The 19,580-nt window shown below is 58.4% G+C and carries 17 protein-coding genes and 2 tRNA genes; all 19 read right to left on the bottom strand.

What is annotated here, in order from left to right; all coding sequences use genetic code 11:
- Positions 1–7: 7 nt before the first annotated feature.
- The 19 genes from rplC to PXH66_RS01885 all read right to left on the bottom strand — a co-directional run bounded on the left by rplC (position 8) and on the right by PXH66_RS01885 (position 19,580).
- Positions 8–658 carry a 50S ribosomal protein L3 gene (gene rplC / locus PXH66_RS01975; RefSeq protein ID WP_330930147.1) on the bottom strand — a complete coding sequence of 217 codons (651 nt, stop codon included), beginning with the start codon at positions 656–658 and terminating at the stop codon, positions 8–10.
- Positions 659–787: 129 nt separating this feature from the next.
- The gene (gene rpsJ / locus PXH66_RS01970) at positions 788–1,096 is read right to left on the bottom strand and encodes a 30S ribosomal protein S10 (RefSeq protein ID WP_096055068.1); all 309 of its coding nucleotides are present in this window, start codon (positions 1,094–1,096) and stop codon (positions 788–790) included.
- 24 nt (positions 1,097–1,120) lie between these two features.
- Positions 1,121–3,310: an elongation factor G gene (gene fusA, locus PXH66_RS01965; RefSeq protein WP_330930146.1), complete on the bottom strand. Its 2,190-nt coding sequence runs from the start codon at positions 3,308–3,310 to the stop codon at positions 1,121–1,123.
- 12 nt (positions 3,311–3,322) lie between these two features.
- Positions 3,323–3,796, bottom strand: coding sequence for a 30S ribosomal protein S7 (gene rpsG / locus PXH66_RS01960; RefSeq protein WP_330930145.1), 474 nt, complete (start codon positions 3,794–3,796; stop codon positions 3,323–3,325).
- A 22-nt stretch (positions 3,797–3,818) separates the two neighbouring features.
- Positions 3,819–4,199, bottom strand: coding sequence for a 30S ribosomal protein S12 (gene rpsL / locus PXH66_RS01955; protein WP_330930144.1), 381 nt, complete (start codon positions 4,197–4,199; stop codon positions 3,819–3,821).
- A gap of 528 nt (positions 4,200–4,727) precedes the next feature.
- Positions 4,728–8,873: a DNA-directed RNA polymerase subunit beta' gene (gene rpoC, locus PXH66_RS01950; protein WP_330930143.1), complete on the bottom strand. Its 4,146-nt coding sequence runs from the start codon at positions 8,871–8,873 to the stop codon at positions 4,728–4,730.
- Between the two features lie 24 nt (positions 8,874–8,897).
- Positions 8,898–12,743, bottom strand: coding sequence for a DNA-directed RNA polymerase subunit beta (gene rpoB, locus PXH66_RS01945; RefSeq protein ID WP_330930142.1), 3,846 nt, complete (start codon positions 12,741–12,743; stop codon positions 8,898–8,900).
- A gap of 224 nt (positions 12,744–12,967) precedes the next feature.
- Complete coding sequence (gene rplL / locus PXH66_RS01940) at positions 12,968–13,351, bottom strand: 50S ribosomal protein L7/L12 (protein WP_330930141.1); 384 nt, start codon at positions 13,349–13,351, stop codon at positions 12,968–12,970.
- A 167-nt stretch (positions 13,352–13,518) separates the two neighbouring features.
- On the bottom strand, positions 13,519–14,040 hold the full coding sequence (rplJ, locus tag PXH66_RS01935) for a 50S ribosomal protein L10 (RefSeq protein WP_330930140.1): 522 nt from the start codon (positions 14,038–14,040) through the stop codon (positions 13,519–13,521).
- Between the two features lie 10 nt (positions 14,041–14,050).
- On the bottom strand, positions 14,051–14,743 hold the full coding sequence (gene rplA / locus PXH66_RS01930) for a 50S ribosomal protein L1 (RefSeq protein WP_330930139.1): 693 nt from the start codon (positions 14,741–14,743) through the stop codon (positions 14,051–14,053).
- A 73-nt stretch (positions 14,744–14,816) separates the two neighbouring features.
- Complete coding sequence (gene rplK, locus PXH66_RS01925) at positions 14,817–15,242, bottom strand: 50S ribosomal protein L11 (RefSeq protein WP_330930138.1); 426 nt, start codon at positions 15,240–15,242, stop codon at positions 14,817–14,819.
- 77 nt (positions 15,243–15,319) lie between these two features.
- Entirely contained in the window at positions 15,320–15,901 is a 582-nt protein-coding gene (gene nusG, locus PXH66_RS01920) for a transcription termination/antitermination protein NusG (RefSeq protein WP_330930137.1), read from the bottom strand.
- Between the two features lie 2 nt (positions 15,902–15,903).
- Positions 15,904–16,107 carry a preprotein translocase subunit SecE gene (secE, locus tag PXH66_RS01915; protein WP_330930136.1) on the bottom strand — a complete coding sequence of 68 codons (204 nt, stop codon included), beginning with the start codon at positions 16,105–16,107 and terminating at the stop codon, positions 15,904–15,906.
- 13 nt (positions 16,108–16,120) lie between these two features.
- Positions 16,121–16,196 (bottom strand) — tRNA-Trp (locus PXH66_RS01910).
- Positions 16,197–16,280: 84 nt separating this feature from the next.
- Positions 16,281–17,471, bottom strand: a complete 1,191-nt coding sequence (gene tuf, locus PXH66_RS01905) for an elongation factor Tu (RefSeq protein WP_330930135.1) — start codon at positions 17,469–17,471, stop codon at positions 16,281–16,283.
- A gap of 56 nt (positions 17,472–17,527) precedes the next feature.
- Positions 17,528–17,603, bottom strand: a tRNA-Thr gene (locus PXH66_RS01900).
- 94 nt (positions 17,604–17,697) lie between these two features.
- Positions 17,698–18,384 (bottom strand): hypothetical protein, encoded by a 687-nt coding sequence (locus tag PXH66_RS01895; RefSeq protein ID WP_330932205.1) that lies wholly within the window; start codon positions 18,382–18,384, stop codon positions 17,698–17,700.
- A gap of 48 nt (positions 18,385–18,432) precedes the next feature.
- The gene (locus PXH66_RS01890) at positions 18,433–18,900 is read right to left on the bottom strand and encodes an ExbD/TolR family protein (protein WP_330930133.1); all 468 of its coding nucleotides are present in this window, start codon (positions 18,898–18,900) and stop codon (positions 18,433–18,435) included.
- A complete protein-coding gene (locus tag PXH66_RS01885) occupies positions 18,897–19,580 on the bottom strand; it encodes a MotA/TolQ/ExbB proton channel family protein (RefSeq protein WP_330930132.1) in 684 nt (227 codons plus the stop codon). The genes PXH66_RS01890 and PXH66_RS01885 overlap by 4 nt, the downstream gene beginning before the upstream one ends.

The raw sequence follows: 19,580 nt of genomic DNA, 5'->3' as shown, positions 1-19,580 counted from the left end.
CTCCTTATTAGGCAGCGGCCTTTTTCTGGCCCTTGACAGCCGAGCGCACGACGACGGTTTCGCCGTTGGCGCCAGGAATGGCTCCGCGAACGAGCAGCAGATTCTTCGCCGCGTCGACGAGGACGATGCGGAGGTTCTGCACGGTGCGGCGTTTGTTACCCATTTGACCGGGCATCTTTTGGTTCTTGAACACGCGACCAGGGGTCTGGCGCATACCCACCGAACCAATACGACGGTGGAACATGGAACCGTGGGTGGCGGGACCGCCGGCAACGCGGAAGCGTTTGACGACGCCGGCGAAGCCTTTGCCCTTGGAGACGCCGGTCACATCGATCAGCTGGCCGACGGTGAAGGCTTCCACGGTGACGGTGTCACCGGCCTTGACTTCAGGAGCTTCGGCGAGGCGAACCTCGTCGATGATACGCGGAGCCAGCTCGAGGCCGGCTTTCTTGGCGTGGTTGGTTTCGGCTTTGGACGTATTCTTCGCCTTTTTGGCGGAGTAGCCGAGTTGGACGGCGTTGTAACCGTCGGTATCGACTGTCTTGACCTGGACGACTGGGCAGGGTCCGGCCTCGACTACGGTGACCGGCACGAGGACATTGTTGTCATCGTAGACCTGGGTCATGCCGATCTTCTTACCTATAATGGTGTTGATCATGGGCTAAGTGGTAGGTGGAGGGTTTCCGTTTAGTTAGACCTACATTAGCGATTCCGGTGGTTGGCCCACCGGAGGTGCCGCTAAACTGTTGGTGAAATAGTTACTGGGTGAAATCGCGCGGAGGCGGAATCAAACGTTGATGGTGATGTCCACGCCGGACGGAAGGTTGAGCTTCTTGAGCTCGTCGACCGTTTGGGCGGTGGGTTCGATGATGTCGATGAGGCGCTTGTGCGTGCGGGTCTCGAACTGCTCCATCGACTTTTTGTCGACGTGCGGAGAACGATTCACGCTGAGCTTCTCGATGCGGGTCGGCAACGGGATGGGACCCGAGACGCGGGCACCGGAGCGCTTGGCGGTTTCGACGATCTCCAGAGCGGATTGATCGATTACACGGTAATCGAAACCCTGGAGTTTAATGCGAATGCGTTGGCCTTTCATGGCTGGTATAAAGAACGAAGAGGATTAGGTGCGGGCCGGGGCCTTGGTGGAGCTCTCCACGATCTTGGTCAGGACCGAAGCCGGAACCTGCTCGAAGTGCGAAGGCGTGATGGCCGCGCTGGCGCGACCCTTGGAGAGGGAACGGATGTCGGTGACGTAACCGAACAACATTTCGAGCGGGACGTCGGTATCGACGATCGCGGCGCCGGCTTTGCTTTGCATGCCATTGACGCGTCCCCGACGACGGTTGATGTCACCGATGAGGTCACCCTGGAATTCCTCGGGCGTGGTGATTTCCACCTTCATGATCGGCTCGAGGAGAATCGGATCGGCATTCTTCATCGCTTCCTTGAAGGCGAAGATACCCGCCATCTTGAACGCAATTTCAGAGGAGTCGACCGGGTGGAAGGAACCATCAATGATCGTCATCTTGACGTCCACGACCGGATAACCGGCGACCACACCATTGTTGCAGGCCTCCATGAGACCGTCGGTGGTGGGTTTGATGAACTCCTTGGGAATGACACCACCAACAATCTTGTTGATGACTTCGATCCCCTTACCCTTTTCATTGGGCTCCATCGTGATGACGGCGTGACCGTATTGGCCCTTACCGCCCGACTGACGGACGAACTTACCTTCGCCGTTGGCGGTGCCAAGGATGGTTTCACGATAAGCGATCTGCGGCTTGCCGGTGGTCGCCTCGACTTTGAATTCACGACGCATACGGTCGATGATGATATCGAGGTGAAGCTCACCCATGCCGGCGAGAATGGTCTGGCCGGTCTCTTCGTCGGTTTTGACGGTGAGGGTCGGATCCTCAGCCACGAGACGTTGCAGAGCCGTGCCCATCTTCTCCTGGTCAGCCTTGGAATTCGGCTCGATCGACATGGCGATAACCGGCTCCGGGAAGGACGGCGGCTCGAGACGGATGTCAAAGTCGGCATCACACAGCGTGTCGCCGGTAATGATGTCCTTGACGCCCACGACCGCACAGATGTCACCCGAGTAAGCGACATCGATTTCGTCACGGTCCATGGCGCGCATGAGCACGAGACGGGAAACGCGCTCCGAGCGACGAGTGCGAGGATTGTAAACGGGGTTGCCGCGCTTCATCTGACCGGTGTAAACGCGGTAGAAAACGAGCTTACCGACGAACGGATCGGTCCAGAGTTTGAAAACGAGACCAGCCAATTTACCGGCGTCATCGACTTCCGCCACGACGGGCTCACCATCGCTGTCCTGGCCCTTGATGGGGGGAAGGTCGATCGGGCAAGGCAGGTAGTTGACCACGGCGTCGAGCAAACGCTGCACGCCCTTGTTCTTGAAGGCGGAGCCGGGCATCACACCGGTGAATTCGAGCGAGATCGTGGCCTTGCGGACCGCGAACATCAGCTCTTCGACTTCAATCTCTTCACCACCGAGATATTTCTCCGCGATGTTGTCGTCGAAATCGGAAACCGCCTCGATCAACTTTTCACGGTATTCGGCGGTTTGCTCCTTGTATTCCTCGGGCACTTCAACCGCGACGGGCAACAGTCCCAGAGCGTCTTCTTCGGTGCCAAAAATGTAAGCAACGTTCTGAACGAGATCGATCAGGCCGGTGAAGTTTTCCTCGGCGCCGATCGGGATGCACAACGGGTGCGCATTGGCCCCCAACTTTTCACGCATCTCGGAAACGGCGGTGAAGAAGTCGGCACCCACGCGGTCCATCTTGTTGACGAACGCTATACGGGGAACGCCGTATTTGTTGGCTTGGCGCCACACGGTCTCGGACTGCGGCTGAACCCCGGCCACGGCACAGAAGACGGCGACGGCGCCATCGAGCACCCGCATGGAGCGCTCCACCTCGGCCGTGAAATCCACGTGACCGGGAGTGTCGATGATGTTGATCCGCTGCTTGATGCCCTTCCACGGGCCGCAGGAAGCATCCCACGCACAGGAGATAGCGGCAGCCGTGATGGTGATACCACGCTCCTTCTCTTGCGCCATCCAGTCGGTTACGGTGTCACCTTCGTGCACTTCGCCGATTTTGTGAACGGCACCGGAGTAGAACAGGATGCGCTCGGTGGTGGTCGTCTTGCCCGCATCGATGTGCGCGGCAATGCCGATGTTACGGGTCCATTCCAAGGGGAAGGGACGCTCTTTGGCGTTAACCGCAGCAGCTTTGGCGCGGTTGGTGACGACGGTGATCTTGGGAGTCTCAGCGGACATTTAAAAAATTCCTTACCAACGGAGGTGAGCGAAAGCGCGATTGGCTTGGGCCATCTTGTGGGTGTCTTCCTTCTTTTTCACGACGCCACCGGTGTTGTTGTAAGCATCGATGATTTCGTTCGCGAGGGCGTCACGCATGGTGATGCCTTTGCGGCCGGAAGCGGCGGTCACGATCCAACGCAGAGCGAGGCTTTCTTGACGCTCGTAGGAGATTTCGACGGGCACCTGGTAGGTGGCACCACCAACGCGACGGCTTTTTACCTCCAAACGCGGACGGGCGTTTTCCATCGCACCAATGAGGAGATCAACCGGATCACCCTTTTCGAGTTTCTCGGAAACCTTTTCAAACGCACCGTAAACAATACGTTGGGCGATGCTCTTCTTGCCGTCCTGCATCACCACGTTGACGAGGTGAGAAACGAGAGGGCTGTTGTAGCGAACGTCAGGAATGACTTTGCGCTTAGTGGCTCTGTGGCGACGTGACATGGTCGGATCTTTCTAAAAAAGGTTACTTCTTCTCCTTCGGACGCTTCACGCCGTATTTGGAGCGGCTGCGGCGGCGCTTTTCGACGCCGGTCGCGTCGAGGGCACCACGGACGACGTGGTAACGCACACCCGGGAGATCCTTCACCCGGCCGCCGCGCACGAGCACAATGCTGTGCTCCTGCAGGTTATGACCTTCGTCGGGAATGTAAGCGATCACTTCATTGCCGTTGGTGAGACGCACCTTGGTCACCTTACGGATGGCCGAGTTCGGCTTCTTTGGGGTGCGGGTCATGACTTGCACGCAGACGCCGCGGCGAAACGGATTGGAATCGAGGGCGGGCGACTTGGACTTCGCCACAATTTGGCGACGACCTTTACGCACGAGCTGGTTGATGGTGGGCATGTCTGAAACGAGGGTGTGAAGTTGAGAAAAGAGGCGGAACGTGAAGAATCGCCAAAGCGCGATCAAGCACAATTTTGGCGAAAAAGAAGACTGGCGCGTGCCATGGCGAAAACGTCCGGCTCGCGGTATAAAAGCGCCCTCTACCGAGGTGGCGAACGCTGTAATACGAGGAAAAGGAGGAAGAGCGCACAGATTGTTTAACCCGATGACAAGCTCGGAAATCGAAATTGCGTAATTCTTACCCTTTTCGAGCTTTCCTGACGTCGCCTCCACCGGAAACACTCCTCCCCTGCCCTGTTCCTCAAATGAGAACTTCCCTTCGTCCGGGCCAAAAAAATCGCCCGGTCACGAGGACCGGGCGAATAACCACTACGGAGCTAGGCTCAACATAGTGGTTTTGGCGGGAGGGACTATCAGAATCAGAAGTATGGATACCGTTGACAAGGATTAATTGCGGCATGGTCACCAAAAAAAGAGCCGCTCTGAAAAACAGAGCGGCTCGAAACATTTTGGAAAACTGAAGGTAGCTTAACTCGCCTCGGTCGTAGCGACCTCTTCCACCCCGTCTTCGTCACCGAAAGGCAGGCTGATCTTGAGCTTCTTGTAAGCCGGCAAACCCGTGCCTGCTGGGATGAGGTGACCCATGATCACGTTTTCCTTGAAGCCCTTGAGGGTGTCGACCTTGCCGAGGGTGGACGCATCGGTCAGCACCCGCGTGGTCTCCTGGAAGGAGGCGGCGGAGATGAACGATTCGGTCTCGAGCGAAGCCTTCGTGATACCGAGCAGAATCGGCTCAGCCTCCGCCGGCTTACCACCGGCTTCCTCAATACGGCGGTTGTCCGCGAGGAACGCTGAACGATCGATCTGCTCACTCCAGAAGTATTCGCTGTCACCTGGATCGGTGATGCGCACCTTGCGCAGCATTTGGCGGATGATGATCTCGATGTGCTTGTCGTTGATGGTCACGCCTTGGAGACGGTAAACCTCTTGGACCTGCGAGATGAGGAAGTCGTAGAGCGCGGACGGTCCGAGAATTTCGAGGATCTCGTGCGGATCGGCCGAACCTTCGGTGAGGTGCTGACCCTTGAAGACCACGTCGCCGGGTTGCACGATGATGTGCTTGCCCGGGGCGATGAGGTGCTCCTCTTCCTGCTCGGTCTCCTCGTTGCGAACGATGAGCTTACGCTTGCCGCGGAGGGTGCCCTCAAAGGAAACGACACCGTCGACGCGAGCCATCTCGGTGGCGTCCTTCGGGCGGCGAGCTTCAAAGAGCTCGGCCACACGTGGCAAACCACCAGTGATGTCCTTGGTCTTGGACGCCTGACGCGGGGTCTTGGCGAGCAAGGAACCCGGAGCAATGAGGTCGCCCTCGTTGACCGCGATCTGCGCGCCCACCGGAATGGCGTAGGCGGCCAACGGCTTGTTGGCGTCGTCGCGCACTTCGACCTGCGGATTGAGATCTTCCTTATGCTCGATAACCACCGTGGCCACCCGGCCGGTTGCGTCGTCGAGTTCACGCTTCACGGTTACACCGGGAATCATGTCCTTGAAGACGAGCGTTCCGCCCTTTTCAGAGAGAACCGGAATGTTGTAAGGATCCCACTGGGCGAGCAGGTCACCCTTGCCGATTTCAGCGCCGTCGGCCACCGGGAGGTAGGAACCGACCACGATGTTGTAGGATTCGAGTTCCTTCTCATCGGCGTCGATGATCTGGATGGTGCCGGTTTTATTGAGCACGATCGAAGCACCGTCAGCGGTCGGCACGAGGCGTAGACCCTTGTATTTGACGATACCCTTGGAACGAACCCGGATCTCAGGATTCTTAAAGCCACCGGAAGCAACACCACCGATGTGGAAGGTGCGCATCGTCAGCTGCGTGCCGGGCTCACCGATGGACTGCGCGGCGATGATGCCGACGGAGTCACCGGTCTTGGCGACGCGGTTGGTGGCGGGATTGATACCGTAGCTCTTCGAGTCGATGCCGTGGCGACTGGTCGACGTAAGCGGCGACATGATCTTCACGCGCTCGATGCCGGAATCGACGATCTCAGCGGCCAACTCTTCGGTGATGAGTTCACCCGCCTTGACGAGGATCTCCTCCGGGCTGAGCGGATTGTAAACATCATCGCTGGAGCAACGACCGATGATACGCTCGGTGAGCCCGACGATTTCGTCGTCACCTTCGTAGATGGCCTTTTTCCAGATACCGTCACGGGATCCGCAATCTTCCTCGGCGATGACCACATCCATGGCCACGTCGCAAAGTTTACGGGTGAGATAACCGGCGTCAGCCGTCTTGAGCGCGGTATCCGCGAGACCCTTACGGGCACCGTGGGTGGAGATGAAGTATTCGAGAACGGTCAGACCTTCGCGGAAGGACGACAGAATCGGACGCTCAATGATTTCACCGGAAGGCTTGGCCATCAAACCGCGGGTGCCGCACAGCTGACGAACCTGCTGTTTGTTACCACGCGCACCGGAATCCATCATGATGTAAACCGGGTTAATTTCGTCGCGGCCGTCGTTGTTCTGCAACTTGGCGAACACTTCCTTGGCGATCTTGTCAGTGGCACCCGTCCAGATGTCGACGACCTTGTTGTAGCGCTCGCCATCGGTGATGATACCCTTGCCGAACTGCGCTTCGACTTCGGAGATCTTCGCCCGGGAATCGGCGACGATCTGCGTCTTCGCATCAGGAATGATCATGTCATCGATACCGATGGAGATACCGGCCTGCATGGCGGTGTTGAAGCCGAGCTCCTTGAGCTTATCGAGCGTGTCGACGACAGCTTGGGATTCGATCCCGTCGAGCTTGGTGGTCTCAAGAATGAGGTCACCCAACTTGCCCTTGGGCACCGGGAAGTTCACGAAGCCGAGACCTTCCGGCCAAATTTGGTTGAAGATCACGCGACCCACGGTGGTGCGAATGACCTTCTTCTCCTTGTTGCCGTAGGTGCTGTCCTTGCCGAGATCGGGATTCGGGATATCGACCCAGTCGTGCACCGACATGGCACCATCGTCCTTGGCAAAGACCACCTCGGAGTGACCCGAGAGCAATGGCACCCGGACGTTTTTGGCCGGAGCCTTGCGAGGTTCGGCGGTCAGGTAGTAGGCACCGAGCACGATGTCCTGGGACGGCGTGAGGATCGGCTTGCCGGAGGACGGCGAGAAGATGTTGGAGGTCGCCATCATGAGGAGTTTGCACTCCATGATCGCTTCCAACGACAGCGGCACGTGAACGGCCATTTGGTCACCGTCGAAGTCGGCATTGTAAGCCGTGCAGACGAGCGGGTGAACGCGGATGGCCTCGCCCTCGATGAGGACCGGTTCGAACGCCTGGATGGAAAGACGGTGAAGGGTCGGCGCGCGGTTGAGCAGCACGGGATGGCCCTTGGTCACCTCTTCGAGGATGTCCCAGACTTCCGGGGACTTCTTCTCGATCATCTTGCGGGCACCGCGGACGGTGTGCACAAAGCCGAGCTCCTTGAGGCGACGAATGATGAACGGCTCGAACAACACGAGCGCCATCTTCTTGGGCAAGCCGCATTGGTGCAATTTGAGCTCCGGACCGATCACGATCACGGAACGCCCCGAGTAGTCGACGCGCTTACCGAGCAAGTTCTGACGGAAGCGCCCCTGCTTGCCCTTGAGCATGTCGGAGAGCGACTTCAACGAACGGTTACCGGCACCGGTGACAGGACGACCGTGACGACCGTTGTCGAACAACGCGTCCACGGACTCCTGCAGCATGCGCTTTTCGTTATGGATAATAACGTCAGGCGTCTTGAGCTGCATGAGGTTCTTCAACCGGTTGTTCCGGTTGATCACGCGGCGGTAGAGATCGTTGAGATCGGAGGTCGCGAAACGGCCACCTTCCAAGGGCACGAGCGGACGCAAGTCGGGCGGAATGACCGGCAATACTTCGAGCACCATCCACTCGGGACGGGAGCTGGAACCAATGAAGCCTTGGATGACCTTGAGACGCTTGGAGAGCTTCTTCTTGATCTGCTTGGAGCGGGTCGCGCGCATCTGCTCCTGGAGCTCGATGACGGTGGACTCCATGTCCATGAGCGTGAGGCAATCGCGGACGGCTTCGGCCCCCATCTTGGCTACGAAAGAATCGTCGCCGTATTCGTCCAGGGCCTGGCGATACTCGGTGTCGGTGAGGAGCTGCTTGAGCTCGAGGGGCGTGCGCCCCGGATCGACGACCATGTAGTTCTCGTAGTAGATCACGCGCTCGAGGGAGCGGGCGGTCATGTCGAGCAACAGACCGAGACGGCTCGGCATGCTCTTGAGGAACCAGATGTGCGAAACCGGCACGGCCAGTTCGATGTGGCCCATACGCTCGCGACGGACGCGGGAGATGGTCACTTCGACGCCGCAACGGTCACAGACGACATCCTTGTATTTGATGCGCTTGTATTTGCCGCAGGCGCACTCGTAGTCGCGCACCGGACCGAAGATCTTTTGGCAGAAAAGACCGCCCGGCTCGGGCTTGAACGTGCGATAGTTGATCGTCTCGGGGTTCTTAACCTCGCCCTTCGACCAGCCACGGATGGTTTCCGGGGCGGCGACGGTGATGGAAACGCAATCAAACGGATTTTCATCCGCGCCGAGGGCGGAGCGAGCTTCCTCGCGGGCACCGGCGGCTACTTCATTGGGTTGAATGCTCATTTGCTGATTATCCCTTACAGTTGATTAGAAGTTGCTGGCACGGGTCTGGATCGACGCGGCGGAAGGTGGTTGGACGGGCGTGAGGTTGCCGAGGGCATCCTTCTTGTTGAGTTTGATGTCCAAGCCGAGGGATTGGATTTCCTTGATCAACACGTTGAACGATTCCGGCGTGCCGGCGGTGAGGGTGTTGTCACCCTTGACCAACGACTCGTAGATCTTGGTGCGGCCCTGCACGTCGTCGGATTTGACGGTGAGCAGTTCCTGCAGCGTGTGCGCCGCGCCGTAAGCTTCGAGCGCCCACACCTCCATTTCGCCGAAGCGCTGACCACCATACTGGGCTTTACCACCGAGCGGTTGCTGGGTGACGAGCGAGTAAGGACCAACCGCACGGGCGTGAATCTTGTGGGAGACTAAGTGATTCAGCTTCATCATGTAGATGTAGCCGACCACGACCTCTTGATCGATCTTCTGGCCCGAACGTCCGTCGAAGAGAACAGACTTACCGGAATTCGGCAGGCCCGCGTCCTTGAGGTAGTTACGCACTTGAACCTCGGGGATACCGTCGAACACCGGAGTGGCGACCTTGATACCGAGCTTGGAACAAGCCCAACCGAGGTGGGTTTCGAGCACCTGTCCAACGTTCATGCGGGAAGGCACGCCCAACGGATTGAGACAGATTTGGATCGGTGTGCCGTCCGGGAGGAACGGCATGTCTTCCTCGGGCACGATCTTGGCGACCACACCCTTGTTACCGTGACGACCGGCCATCTTGTCACCGACCTTGAGCTTCTGCTTCGTGGCGACGTAGACCTTGACCTGCTTGATGGCGCCGTTGCCGGCGTCTTCGCCGGACTCGACGTTGGCGACCTTGCGCTCACGATCGGCCTCAAGTTCGTCGAACTTCGATTGGAACGAGCCAATGATCTCCATGATCTTGATGCGAACCGGGGACGGATCGATCTCAACGTGCTTGGAGACGGCGGCGAGCTTGCGCAGGAGCGTCTTGGTGATCTTGCGGTTGGCCGGGATGATGATTTCGCCGGAGTCACCGTTAATGACGTCGAGCGGAATCTTTTCACCCAGGAGGATGTTGGAGAGGGACTCGGTGAGAGCTTCACGGAGCTTGTCCATCTCGGTCTTGTAGCCTTCCTGGATCTGCTTGATCTGGCGGCGACGATCGGAGGGCGAGAGCTTCTCCTTCTCGAAGTCGATGCGGCTGGAGACCTTCACATCCATGACGATGCCGGTCGCGCCGGATGGCACGACGAGGGAGGTATCCTTAACGTCCGCGGCCTTTTCACCGAAGATGGCGCGGAGGAGTTTCTCTTCCGGCGCGAGTTCGGTTTCAGACTTCGGCGTGATCTTACCGACGAGGATGTCGCCCGGCTTCACCTCGGCACCGATGCGAATGACACCGTTGTGATCGAGATTCTTGAGGGCTTCTTCACCGACGTTGGGAATATCACGCGTGATTTCCTCCGGTCCGAGCTTGGTGTCACGCGCGGTAACTTCGAATTCCTGAATGTGGATCGAAGTGAAGATGTCTTCCTTCAGCACTTTCTCGGAGATGAGAATGGCGTCCTCAAAGTTGTAGCCGTTCCAAGGCATGAACGCGACGAGCACGTTGCGACCAAGGGCCATTTCACCCTTTTGGGTGGACGGACCGTCGGCGATGATTTCACCGGCCTTGATCTTCTGACCCTTGTCGACGATCGGCTTCTGGTTGAAGCAGGTGCCGGCGTTGGAGCGCATGAATTTGCGCAGCTCGTAGACTTTGATCCCGTTCTTCGCGTCGCTTTTTTCGTTTTTCTCGAAGTTACGCGGCAGTTCGCCGTCGGGGCTCATCACTACGCGTTTGGCGTCGACGGAGGCAATCACGCCATCCTCTTCCGCCACCGCGACGATCTTGGAGTCGCGAGCGACCCGCTCTTCAATACCGGTGCCCACGTAGGGAGACTCGGCCTGGAGAAGCGGCACGCCTTGGCGCTGCATGTTCGAACCCATGAGCGCGCGATTGGCATCATCATGCTCGAGGAACGGAATCATACCCGCCGCGATCGAAATGACCTGCTTCGGCGAAACGTCCATGTATTCAACATCGGAAGAATCGACCTCGAGGAACTCGCCGTCCTGACGAACCGTGACCTTGCCGACAAAGTTGTTCTTGTCGTCGAGTTCGGAGTTCGCCTGTGCGATGATCTTGGCCTCTTCCTGGTCGGCCGTGAGGTAATGAATCGTGTCGGAAACCTTGCCCGACTTCACTTCACGATAAGGCGTCTCGATGAAACCAAACTCATTAACGCGAGCGTAGGTCGACAGGGAGTTGATCAGACCGATGTTCGGACCTTCCGGGGTCTCAATCGGGCAAATGCGGCCGTAATGCGAAGGATGCACGTCGCGCACTTCGAAACCGGCGCGCTCGCGATTCAGACCACCCGGTCCCAGCGCGGAGAGACGACGCTTGTGCGTGACCTCGGCGAGCGGGTTGATCTGGTCCATGAACTGGGACAGCTGCGAACGAGCGAAGAAATCGCGAATAACCGTGGTCAGCGCCTTCGGGTTGATCAGCTTTTGCGGCGTGATCGAATCGACGGACTGATCATACATCGTCATGCGCTCACGCACGAGACGCTCGGTGCGGGCCAGGCCCACGCGGCACTGGTTGGCGAGCAATTCGCCGACGGTGCGAACGCGACGGGAACCGAGGTGATCAATATCGTCGACGACGCCCTCCCCTTTCTTGAGACGAACGAGATACTTGGTGGCAGCCACCACGTCGCCGGACTCGAGGACACGTTGATCGAGTTCAACCGCGAGACCGAGCTTCTGGTTGACCTTGTAGCGACCCACGCGACCGAGGTCGTAGCGCTTGGGATCGAAGAAGAGACGCTTGAGCAACGCCTTGGCGTTGGCGGTTGTCGGCGGCTCACCGGGACGGAGGCGCTTGTAAATTTCCTTGAGGGCTTCCTCCTCGTTGCGAGTCGGATCCTTCTTGAGGGCGCGAATCAAGGCACCTTCGTCGGCCGAAGTGTCGATCACGCGCAGCACGGAGATGTCGTGCTCTTCGAACGTGCGGACGATCTGCTTGGTCAACGGCTCGAAAGCGCGGGCCAACACCACACCCTGCTGGGCATCGATGGCGTCTTCGACCAACACGAGATTCGAGACGTTCTCCAACGCGAGTGCCTGCGAAACCTTCAGTTCCTGGATCGTGTAGAAGAGGTTCAGAATATCGACATCGCTGGAGTAGCCGATGGCGCGCAGCAGCGTCGTGATGAGAAATTTACGACGACGACGACGGCGGTCGAGGTAGACGTAAAGGAGGTCGTTGTTATCGAACTGAACCTCCAACCACGTGCCGCGGTCAGGAATGATACGGAAAGAGTGGAGCGGCTTGCCGTTGGCGTGCGGCGTCACCTCGAAGGCGATACCCGGCGAACGGTGCAACTGGGACACGACCACCCGCTCGGCACCATTGATGATGAACGAACCGCGCAGGGTCACCATGGGGATTTCGCCCATGTAAATCTCCTCGTCCTTGATGAAATCTTCCTCCCGGAGGCGCAGCTTCACGTAGAGTGGCACCGAGTAGGTGATACCCTCGCGCAAGCACTCGATCTCGGAGCTCTTGGGATCACCGATGGTGTAGGAAACGTATTCGAGGGTCAGGCGACCATCGTAGGACTCGATCGGGAAGACTTCACCGAAGACCGCTTCCAGACCTTGGTTCAGGCGCTGCTTGTCCGGGGTCCCTTTTTGCAGGAAATCGAGATAGGAGCTGATCTGCAGTTCGATCAGATTCGGGGGCTGCAGCACCTCGCGGAGCTTACCGAAGTTAATACGATCGGCTTGGTTTTTACGGACGGCCATGGATGTTCCCGGTTGGATGGATGGATGAAGAAAAGACTAGGCGATGCGACGACGGCGGCACCGCACTCAAACGCTCACGCACGTGCCCAAATGACGACGCGACGGAGCTGAAACTGGCAAAAAAAGAACGGAAATAGAAAAGGCAAAGGACAGGCCGCGTGAAAACACGGCCTGTCCCGAAATAAACGGACGTTGTGCGTCGGTTTTGAACAAGTCAGCAGGGCTTACTTGAGCTCGACGCTCGCGCCGGCGGCCTCGAGCTTCTTCTTGACCTCTTCGGCTTCGTCCTTGGAAGCGGCTTCCTTGACGGGCTTCGGAGCGCCTTCGACGAGGTCCTTGGCTTCCTTGAGGCCGAGACCGGTGATGGAACGGACTTCCTTAATGACGGCAATCTTGTTGGCGCCAGCGGCGGTCAGAACCACGTCGAACTCGGTTTGTTCCTCGGCAGGAGCAGCGGCTCCGCCAGCGGCAGGGGCTGCGGCCACGGCCACAGGAGCGGCGGCGGAAACGCCCCACTTCTCTTCGAGGTCCTTAACGAGACCGGCAACTTCGAGAACCGTTTGGCCGGAAAGCCACTCGATAACTTGATCTTTAGTGATGTCGCTCATGATATGATATCTCCTGCTCCTGAATAGCGGCTTCGAACCTGAAGCGCGTTTAAGAGACGTATCTCCTAGTCAGTTGCGGTTGATTTTTGGGCTTTCATCCAGCGTAGGCGGCACGTGGCCGCCCCGCTGTTAGAAAATGATGAATTAAAAAACGGAAGTGAAACGGATCAGTCCTCGCCACCTTCGGCGCGAACCTTGGCTTGGAGCACGTTGGCGAATTGCTGGGCCGGTGCGCTGAGCACGCGAACCAACATGGTGCCGGGCTGGTTGAGCAAACCGAGGAGCTGGCCACGGAGAGCGTCCAACGACGGGAGTTCGGCGAGGGCTTTGACCTCGTCGGCCGAGATGAGCTTGTCGCCGAGAACGGCGGACTTCACCTCAAGCTTCTTCTTGTCCTTGATAAACGAGGTGATCGCCTTGGCGGCACCGGGGGAGTTCGTGCCACCCACGATGATCGCGGTGGGGCCCTCAAGGGACTCGTCCATCTCGGGCAGGCCCAGGGCCTTGGCCGCGACTTTCAGCGAGCTGTTCTTGACGACGTGGAACTCGGCTCCGTCTTCGGCGAGCTTTTCGCGCAATTCAGCCGTCTCGTCGACGGTGATGCCCGAGTAGTTCGTCAGGATGACGTAGTCGGATTTCTTGAGGTGGTTTTGGACCTCTTCGATCAGGTATTTCTTCTCAACTCTCATGTCCGGTTCCTCAGAATTGGTTGTATTCGGTGCTGGCGACCTTGACTCCCGGGCTCATGGAAGCCGACAGGGAGACATTTTTGATGTAGGTGCCCTTGACCGAGTTGGGCCGGGCCTTGCCGATGGCCGCGATGACGGCCTGGGCGTTTTCAACGATTTGCTCGCTGGTGAAGGAGCGCTTGCCGATGCCGACGCCAATGTTGGCGGACTTGTCGACCTTATACTCCACGCGACCCGCTTTGACCGCCTTGATGGCACCAGCGATGTCGTCGGTGACCGTGCCGCTCTTGGGATTGGGCATCAAGCCCTTCGGGCCGAGCACACGGGCGATGGTGCGAACCGACTTCATGGCGTCGGGAGTGGCGATGGCGACGTCAAAGTCGAGCCAGCCCTCTTGCACCTTCTTCATCATGTCTTCCAAACCAGCGTTTTCCGCGCCAGCCGCGATGGCGGCTTCGGGATCGGCGGTGAAGACGAGCACCCGGACGGTTTTACCGGAACCATGAGGCAACGGCGTGGTGCCACGCACCATTTGATCGCCCTGAGTCGGGTCGACCGTGAGGCGGAACGAAAGCTCGACGGTTTCGTCGAACTTGGTTTTCGGGAACTTCGCGAGCACCTCGACGGCGTCGACCAAGGAATACTCCTGCTTCAAGTCGGAACTCGAAGTCGCGGAGCGGTATCGTTTGCTGTGTTTTTCCATTAATGACTCCTTGCGGTGCAAATGTTCCGGGGGGAACTCCCGCGCTGAGTTTGGGTTGGGTGTGAAATATAGATTAGTCGACGACCTCGAGACCCATGTTACGGGCCGTGCCGGCGATGACCTTGACGCCGGCGTCGACGTCCTTGGCGTTGAGATCCTTCTTCTTGATCTCGTAGATTTCCTCGAGCTGCTTGCGGGTCACCTTGCCAACCTTGTCCAGATTCGGACGGGCCGACCCGGACGCGATGTTGGCGGCCTTCTTGAGCAGCACCGCGGCGGGTGGCGACTTCAGGATGAAGGTGAAAGACTTGTCCGTAAAAACGGTGATGACCACCGGCAGAATCATGCCGTTTTGGTCCTTGGTCTTGGCATTGAACTCCTTACAGAAGCCCATGATGTTGACGCCTTGGGCGCCCAAAGCAGGACCTACGGGCGGCGAGGGATTCGCGGCACCGGCCGGGAGTTGGAGACGGATGTATCCTTGGATTTTCTTAGCCATGGAGAGTGATGAATTGGCGGGTGTTTAGTGACGTATTGGGACTTGCTGAACGTCGGCGGTGAGAAAGAGGCGTCGCGTCACCCTTCGGTGTCGCGTTCCACCTGCCAGTATTCGAGCTCGACCGGCGTGAACCGGCCGAAAATGGAAACGGAAATCTTGAGTTTTCCGCGATCGGGATCGATTTCGTCGATCCGACCGGTGAGATTGGCAAAAGCACCGTCGTTGATCTTGACGGTCTCGCCGACTTCGTAGGACACCTTCGGCACTTCTTTGCCGCTGGCAGCTTCGATGCGGGCCCGAATTTCTTCGACTTCCGCTTTGCGGAGCGAAGCCGGATTTTCACCACCCACGAAACCGATCACGCCGGACGTTTCCTTCACGAAATACCACGGCTTGTTAATCAGCTTCTTGTCCTCTCCATAGAGGCGCATGTTGATGAAGACGTAACCGGGATAGAGCTTCCGCGTCTTGGTGGACTTTTTGCCGTTTTTGACCTCGGAAACGATTTCCGTCGGCATGAGCACCTCGAAGATTTGGTCGTCGAGCTCCTCAATCTTCTTAAACTTGTCGATATACTTCTTCACCTTGCCCTCTTGACCGGAGAGCGTGTGCAGCGCGAACCATTGGTCGCAGGTAGGGGTGGTGGGCGTATCGGACATAATCAGCTTACCCAGGAGGTGAGCAGGTCAACCACCTGATAAAGAGCGAAGTCGCTGATGCTGGTAAAAACACCGAGAATGACCGCAGCCACGATCACCACGATGGTGGAGTCGCGCAGTTCGGTGCGAGTGGGCCAGGTGGCTTTTTGGAGCTCACCCACCATTTCGCCGAAAAAGATGCGGGTGGTGCGGAACGGGTTTTTCATCAGGAATTTAAAGTGGCAGGCGCGGAGGGAATCGAACCCCCAACCGACGGTTTTGGAGACCGCTACTCTACCAATTGAGCTACACGCCTATAAAAAAGCTGGTTTATTCTTTAGACGACGCAGCCGAGGCCCCTCATCGAGGCCTCGGCGGTCGGTAAAACGACTGAATTCTATTATTCGGTGATCTCAACGATACGACCAGCACCAATGGTGCGGCCGCCTTCGCGGATGGCGAAGCGCTGGGTGTTCTCCATGGCGATCGGGCAGATGAGCTCGATCGTGACGGAGACGTTGTCGCCCGGCATGACCATCTCGACACCCTCAGGGAGGTTGACGACACCGGTCACGTCCGTCGTGCGGAAGTAGAACTGCGGACGGTAGCCATTGAAGAACGGCGTGTGACGACCGCCTTCATCCTTACCGAGCACATAGATCTCGGCCTTGGCCTTCTTGTGCGGGGTGATGGACTTGGGAGCGGCGAGGACTTGACCACGCTCGATGGACTCTTTGTCGACACCACGGAGGAGGATACCGACATTGTCACCGGCTTGGCCGCTATCGAGCAGCTTGCGGAACATTTCGATACCGGTCACAACCGTGTTGGCCGTGTCCTTGATACCCACGATTTCAACGGGCTCGTTAATCTTGATGATACCGCGCTCGATACGACCCGTGGCGACGGTGCCACGACCGGTGATCGAGAACACGTCCTCGACGGACATGAGGAACGGCTTGTCGGTGTCGCGCTCAGGCTCGGGGATCTCGGCGTCGATGGCGTCCATCAAGTTACCGATGGCCTCGATGCCTTCCGGCTTGTCAGCCAGAGCGGCGGCGGCGGAACCACGAACGATCACGGCGGCGTCGCCGTCAAATTGGTATTTGGAGAGGAGCTCACGGACTTCCATCTCGACGAGCTCGAGGAGCTCTTCGTCGTCGATGAGGTCGACCTTGTTGAGCCAGACCACGATCTTCGGCACACCAACCTGGCGGGCGAGAAGGATGTGTTCGCGGGTCTGCGGCATGGGGCCGTCAGCTGCGGAGACCACGAGGATGGCGCCATCCATTTGAGCGGCGCCCGTGATCATGTTTTTCACAAAGTCAGCGTGACCCGGGCAGTCAACGTGAGCGTAGTGACGGTTGGCCGTCTCATACTCAACGTGAGCGACCGAAATCGTGACGATCTTGGATGCGTCACGCACGGTGCCGCCCTTTGCGATATCCGCATAGGACTTAATTTCGGCCAAGCCTTTGCCAGCTTGGACGTGAAGAATTGCCGTGGTCGTAGTGGTCTTGCCGTGGTCGACGTGACCAATGGTGCCGACGTTGACGTGCGGTTTGGTGCGCTCGAAGGTGCCTTTAGCCATTTGGGTTGGAGACGTTTATTTGTATTATTTGGATAGTTCTTGTGACTAAGTCGACATGGAGCCCAGAGCCGGACTCGAACCGGTGACCTCGTCCTTACCAAGGACGTGCTCTACCAACTGAGCTATCTGGGCGCTACGTGACTTCGTCAAAAGACGAGAAAAGAGCGCCGAACGTGGACAGCGCGAAATCCACCGTCAACTGCTATTTTTAAAGTAGTCCTAAATTTCACGGACCAAGTAAGATACGATAGATTCCCGGGCCTAATACCGCGCCTAATCGGGCCGATTTCAGCACTTCTGACACGACCTCCAAATCAACAACTGTATCTTCTGCGACGCCAATAACGGTCGGCGCTCCCACCAGTCCTGCTCTTTCGACCATGAAAAGGAGTTCAATTGGGACAATTCGTCCCGGCAAGCTCGATCCCTCTTCAATTTCAACGGACAAAACCACTTTGCCATCACGCAACCGTTGCACCTCGAGGGCGGCAAACCGTCGGGGCAGGGTTTTAACGGTCGCATCCTGCCGAGCCAGTTCCGCCACGGCGATGGGATGATCCAAACTGTCTAGTATTTCGATCGCACTAGTGGGCAGTTTCACCACATCGGGCACTTCCAAGCGGTTATTGTCCGTCGGATAGACAAATTTGGGCTCGATGGATCCAAACGACGTCCCTGGCGATTGCTCACTGGTCATGCTGGCATCAACCCGCCCGCTGTTCCACTCTGTGGGAAGGAACAGCGGCGTGGGGTCCTGCAGTGCAAACTCCGCCCGCATGATATCGCTCCCCTCCTCGGTCGGCATATCCGCCAGTGCCACCGGCGCATGGGGTGGTGCGCCCGCCACCGCCCCCAGTTCCACGTGGGGGCTTCTGACTCCCAATACCACCGCCAGGATCAACGTCCCGGCCAAGAGGGAGACCACCGCCCAGGGAAACTTTCGTTTGCGCCCCGCCATCATTCAAGGGTTCGGACCAAATGCATTCGCTGGCTTGCTCTCCAAGGCCAACTGCACGCCGGAAAAACCCGCCCCACGGGCGAGGTCCGACAGTCGCATCAGATCGCGGGCCGAAACTCGCGCATCCGCCCGCACCAGTAACCGGGACTCCGCCTCCCCGCCCCGCGCCACCTGTCCGGGCAACCATAGCGCCAGTTCGGCATAGGTCATCCGGCCCGCATCGGTGAACACCATGTCCGGCCCCAGCACACTGATTACCGCCGTGGTGCTCACGGCCGCGACGGTGGCATCCATCGATGCCGGCATGGCGAAATCCGTCTGCAACAGCGCCACTCCGGGTGAAAGCACAAACCGCGAGCCGAAGAAGGCGAAAAACAATCCCAACAGCACAACGTTGGCGTAAAACACGGCGTCCATCGACCGCGGGGGCGGCCGCAGCCGGGAGGCCAAATCCAACGGTCGCGTGATCATGATTCGAGGTCCGTTTCCGGGGCGGGACGGGCATTCCCTTCGGCCTCGCCGGTTTCGCGGTATTCAGTTTGGAGATACCGCATGATCTCGTTGCCCGCCCATTCGATGTCGCGCACGATCGCCCGCACGCGACCGTGGAGAAAGTGGTATCCCAGATGGGCCGGGATGGCAATGGTCAGGCTGCCAATGGTCACCAGCAGCGCCTGCCACATGCCATCCGAGAGCGCACTGGCCGTGGCGTATTCGGTTCCTCCCGTCATGAAGGTATAAAACGTCGTCGCCATTCCCAGCACCGTGCCCAGCAAACCCACCAACGGGGCCACCTGCGCGATCGCGGCGATCGCCCCCAGTCGTCGTTCCAGGGCGGGAATCTCCACCACCCCGGCTTCCTGCACCGCGAAACGCATTTTCAACTCGTCATCGTGGACGTGCATCAGGGCGGCCTTGACCACGGCCGCCACCGGACCGGGGGTCTCTTCACACACCGTGAGCGCTTCCAGCACCCGCCGCTTCCCAAGGATGTTTTTGATCCCGTCCACAAAAGCCGTGGAGCGAATCTGCCCCCGATGCAGGTAAAGCGTGCGCTCCACAAACAACACCAGCCCCACCACCGCCATGACGAGCAACACGATCATCATCGGACCGCCCCGCGCCAATAAACTGAATTCAAAATCGCCCAT

The sequence above is a fragment of the Synoicihabitans lomoniglobus genome, from assembly GCF_029023725.1.
GTDB lineage: Bacteria > Verrucomicrobiota > Verrucomicrobiia > Opitutales > Opitutaceae > Actomonas > Actomonas lomonigloba.
This window is presented reverse-complemented; position numbering and strand designations above follow the sequence as displayed.

Excerpts from the sequence above, each read along its gene's own strand:
- rplC (WP_330930147.1), bottom strand. The coding sequence starts at position 658 with ATGATCAACACCATTATAGGTAAGAAGATCGGCATGACCCAGGTCTAC.
- rpsJ (WP_096055068.1), bottom strand. The coding sequence starts at position 1,096 with ATGAAAGGCCAACGCATTCGCATTAAACTCCAGGGTTTCGATTACCGT.
- fusA (WP_330930146.1), bottom strand. The coding sequence starts at position 3,310 with ATGTCCGCTGAGACTCCCAAGATCACCGTCGTCACCAACCGCGCCAAA.
- rpsG (WP_330930145.1), bottom strand. The coding sequence starts at position 3,796 with ATGTCACGTCGCCACAGAGCCACTAAGCGCAAAGTCATTCCTGACGTT.
- rpsL (WP_330930144.1), bottom strand. The coding sequence starts at position 4,199 with ATGCCCACCATCAACCAGCTCGTGCGTAAAGGTCGTCGCCAAATTGTG.
- rpoC (WP_330930143.1), bottom strand. The coding sequence starts at position 8,873 with ATGAGCATTCAACCCAATGAAGTAGCCGCCGGTGCCCGCGAGGAAGCT.
- rpoB (WP_330930142.1), bottom strand. The coding sequence starts at position 12,743 with ATGGCCGTCCGTAAAAACCAAGCCGATCGTATTAACTTCGGTAAGCTC.
- rplL (WP_330930141.1), bottom strand. The coding sequence starts at position 13,351 with ATGAGCGACATCACTAAAGATCAAGTTATCGAGTGGCTTTCCGGCCAA.
- rplJ (WP_330930140.1), bottom strand. The coding sequence starts at position 14,040 with ATGAGAGTTGAGAAGAAATACCTGATCGAAGAGGTCCAAAACCACCTC.
- rplA (WP_330930139.1), bottom strand. The coding sequence starts at position 14,743 with ATGGAAAAACACAGCAAACGATACCGCTCCGCGACTTCGAGTTCCGAC.
- rplK (WP_330930138.1), bottom strand. The coding sequence starts at position 15,242 with ATGGCTAAGAAAATCCAAGGATACATCCGTCTCCAACTCCCGGCCGGT.
- nusG (WP_330930137.1), bottom strand. The coding sequence starts at position 15,901 with ATGTCCGATACGCCCACCACCCCTACCTGCGACCAATGGTTCGCGCTG.
- secE (WP_330930136.1), bottom strand. The coding sequence starts at position 16,107 with ATGAAAAACCCGTTCCGCACCACCCGCATCTTTTTCGGCGAAATGGTG.
- tuf (WP_330930135.1), bottom strand. The coding sequence starts at position 17,471 with ATGGCTAAAGGCACCTTCGAGCGCACCAAACCGCACGTCAACGTCGGC.
- PXH66_RS01890 (WP_330930133.1), bottom strand. The coding sequence starts at position 18,900 with ATGATCACGCGACCGTTGGATTTGGCCTCCCGGCTGCGGCCGCCCCCG.
- PXH66_RS01885 (WP_330930132.1), bottom strand. The coding sequence starts at position 19,580 with ATGGGCGATTTTGAATTCAGTTTATTGGCGCGGGGCGGTCCGATGATG.